General features: G+C 45.0%; 2 protein-coding genes and 1 pseudogene. 1 reads left to right on the forward strand and 2 read right to left on the reverse strand.

The annotated features are described in order from the left end of the window. Positions 1–144: 144 nt before the first annotated feature. A pseudogene (locus VGM55_RS26510) lies at positions 145–333 on the forward strand (DUF4113 domain-containing protein); the annotation flags it as partial. A gap of 163 nt (positions 334–496) precedes the next feature. Here the strand turns inward: VGM55_RS26510 and VGM55_RS26515 are convergent. Both VGM55_RS26515 and VGM55_RS26520 read right to left on the reverse strand, forming a co-directional pair. After that, a complete protein-coding gene (locus VGM55_RS26515) occupies positions 497–1,468 on the reverse strand; it encodes a ParB family protein (RefSeq protein ID WP_331637238.1) in 972 nt (323 codons plus the stop codon). After that, the gene (locus VGM55_RS26520; RefSeq protein ID WP_331637239.1) at positions 1,465–2,670 is read right to left on the reverse strand and encodes an AAA family ATPase; all 1,206 of its coding nucleotides are present in this window, start codon (positions 2,668–2,670) and stop codon (positions 1,465–1,467) included. The genes VGM55_RS26515 and VGM55_RS26520 overlap by 4 nt, the downstream gene beginning before the upstream one ends. Between the last annotated feature and the right edge of the window lie 348 nt (positions 2,671–3,018).

Below are 3,018 nucleotides of genomic sequence, written 5' to 3' on the forward strand. Positions count from 1 at the left end.
GACCCCAGCCATCATCAATCAGGAAGAGGAGCTTTGCAGGTCGGGGAATATACATGCGCGGGATTATAACGGGCTACGGTAGCTGAAAAAAGCGCCTTTCTGACAGCGCCTTAGCTCCCGCCGCAGGCGGGCTACTGTTCTATCCCTACCGGCGTATCGCAGCTGGATCTGTTTGATGACCGGCAACCACGACCGAACAGCGAAGCTCTGATGAAGGTTGTTGACGGTATTAACTATTCTGGTCTTGGAAAAGTGTGGTTTGCAGGACGGGGTATAGCTCCTGAGTGGCAAATGAAACGAGAAATGCTTTCACCAGCCTATACAACTCGTTGATCTGAACTGCCAGTAGCGAAACTATGAGTCACGAACAAGTTGCAAAAAAGTGGTGATTTCAGTGTGAAAGAATTTTTAATTCTCGTTTATAATCAATAAAATAATCATGAAATTAGCATGGTGAAAAACATAAAAAAGGATGCTATCTGGCATCCTTTTTTTCTTACTCACCTGATTCAGGTAGTCTTTCCAGAATACGTTTTATTGCCTCATCAATCTCCGACTGTGCCTCAGCGGAAATGCGGGAAAACTCATAAACAACAAGTCGTTTCTTTGAATCAGTTTTCTTTCTGGCAAACTGATTGCGATCTGAAAATTCTCTCAGCTTCTCAGTTTGAACCGTTCTGGTAGGGCGGGCTGTCAGTGATTTGCTCTCAGCCCTGATAACCGCCAGAATTTTGCTTTTATCAATTGCCGGATAATCTGGCATGGTCTTCAACCGATGCTGAACTTTTTCCATCAGTTCTGTTACCGATGTTTGCTTGTTGTTTGCTTCTTCAGCCAGTTTCAGTAAAAACTGATAATCCGACAACGAAATATCATTTATCACAGGGAATACTGCAACCATTTCGCCTGGCACTGCTGCAGCCTGAAACGCACGTGTCACTTTCGCCGGAGAGAGATTTTCTTTCAACGCAATCTCTTCTTTAGTCATTCCAGTTCCGTAGGTGACTTCGAGTCGTTTCCCCAGCTCGCGAAGACTATGTTCTCTGGCAGACTGGATATCTTTCGCCAGCTGCCGTGCATCGGCCAGTGAGATATCATCTTTTGTTACCAGAATTTCGAATTTAACGTTATTAAAGATGCAGGCAGCACGACGTCGGGTCCCATCTAATATCTCAATTAGTCCATTAACCTCCCGTCCAATTGCCGGGAAGAATTGCTGCAGCTTTATCGTCCGGGAAATATCACTGACGGACTCGCACGTAAGCATTGTCTGATCACGTCCATTAACCGAAGCATCAACGAATGTTTTTGATTCGACTTCTCCGCTTAACACAATCGTTTTAACAAACCTGGCCTGCGAGCCTGACTTAAGGGTAAAAGTTTTAACATCCCCGTCGCCTTCAAGCATCCTAGCAAACTCTGAATTACTATTTCCCAGAACCCGGCCACGGGCTATAACCTGTTTCATTTTGACGCTCCCCTGATATATTCAATTCGGTCAAATACGGCCTTAGTAAACCGTTCAGCTTCAGTACGTGCCTTTTTCAGCGCTTCAGCACTACCTGGGTATGAAACAGGGTTAGCACTAATAATGGTGTCAAAAGATTCACCACATCGTTCGAATCCATCCAGACGTGGCAGTGACGAGTCCAGAATATTACTTGCGTACACTTCGCGAGCTAGGCTATGCGAAGTTTCGTGATCACGTTTATTAGTCATTTTGGACATGAAACCGATACTCGCGCTCAGGCGTGGTTCCACACCTTCTTCTTCAAGACGCTCCAGCATTTCCGGCAATCGCGTCAGGTATTTTAAGGTTGAATGGAAATCCACCTGTGCAGGCGGGGTAGGGGTGAGAAGCAAATCACTCGCCGCCAGTCCATTCAGAAGGAACGGATCCAGATGTGGACCTGTATCAATAAACACGAAATCATAATCACCGGCTACGCGGTCAATAATTGTTTTCCTGAGCACTTCAGAAGGTTTAAGACCCGGCAAGTGTTCTTGAACGAGAGACTCCCACTGACTCGCCACGAAGCCATCATCAATAGAGGCAGGAATTACATCAACCCCAGGGATGATGGTGGGCCGAATTACTGCTTCTCTTAAGGTTTGAACATCAAGATCATTCAACATCGCCTGAGCAGCTGTTTCAAGGACCGTACCAATGCTATGAGTGTGATCCAGAAACATAGTACTGGAGGCCTGTGGGTCGAGATCTATTACAAGGATGCGAAGATCATGACGCAGTAGGTCCTGATGTACACGCAACGCATGTGCAAGCGTTACTGTACTGACTGTTTTTGATACACCACCTTTAAGGTTTACAACGAAAATCACGTAAGGTTCTTTATGGATATCGCGATATTTAGGTATTTGTCGGTGGGCGTAGATATCAATGACATTCTGTATCGTCAGAGCATATTGTTCGACGTTACCAACCTGCTTTTTATTAAATATATAGCCGTGTTCTTCCATTTCTTTCACGGCCAGTTCTACGATGCGCCGGCTCAGCTTCGGCAGTTTTGCGACGGCGTTACGGGTATATGTCTGATGATACTCTGTCAGATTAAATTCTTTCCTTTGTTCCTCAATATCCCTGCTCATGGCCTGGAGTAAAGCACTTGCTCTGAGAGCTATGGTACCGACACTACCATAATCGCGTTTCATTATTGTCCCCTCAAGATGGAATCCTTGCACATCGATGGCGTAAAATCTCACACCATTGTACGCGGCAAGGCAAATCGTACAACTTATTTTGTTACGACATTAAATTATTGTACATTTACATTTGTCAACCATGTAGATCAAAAAACAACTGAGGCTGCGCCAGCGCCCTTTTTCATGCCCCTCGTTTAATCCTCCGCGTCAACCTGGACGTTCATGGTTAGGAATTTGAAAAAGCGTTTTATAAATTTTCTGATCATAAATGGCGTTATCGGAAACGCAATGATAGCGAGCATCCGTGGCACTTCTGACGATAAAATACGTGTTTTGATGTGTTTTTAACCTGAAATC

Origin of the sequence: Cedecea sp., from assembly GCF_036500665.1 — a bacterium.
Taxonomy (GTDB): Bacteria; Pseudomonadota; Gammaproteobacteria; order Enterobacterales; family Enterobacteriaceae; genus Cedecea.

Coding starts and splice junctions, on each gene's coding strand:
- VGM55_RS26515 (WP_331637238.1), bottom strand. CDS start 1,468: ATGAAACAGGTTATAGCCCGTGGCCGGGTTCTGGGAAATAGTAATTCA.
- VGM55_RS26520 (WP_331637239.1), bottom strand. CDS start 2,670: ATGAAACGCGATTATGGTAGTGTCGGTACCATAGCTCTCAGAGCAAGT.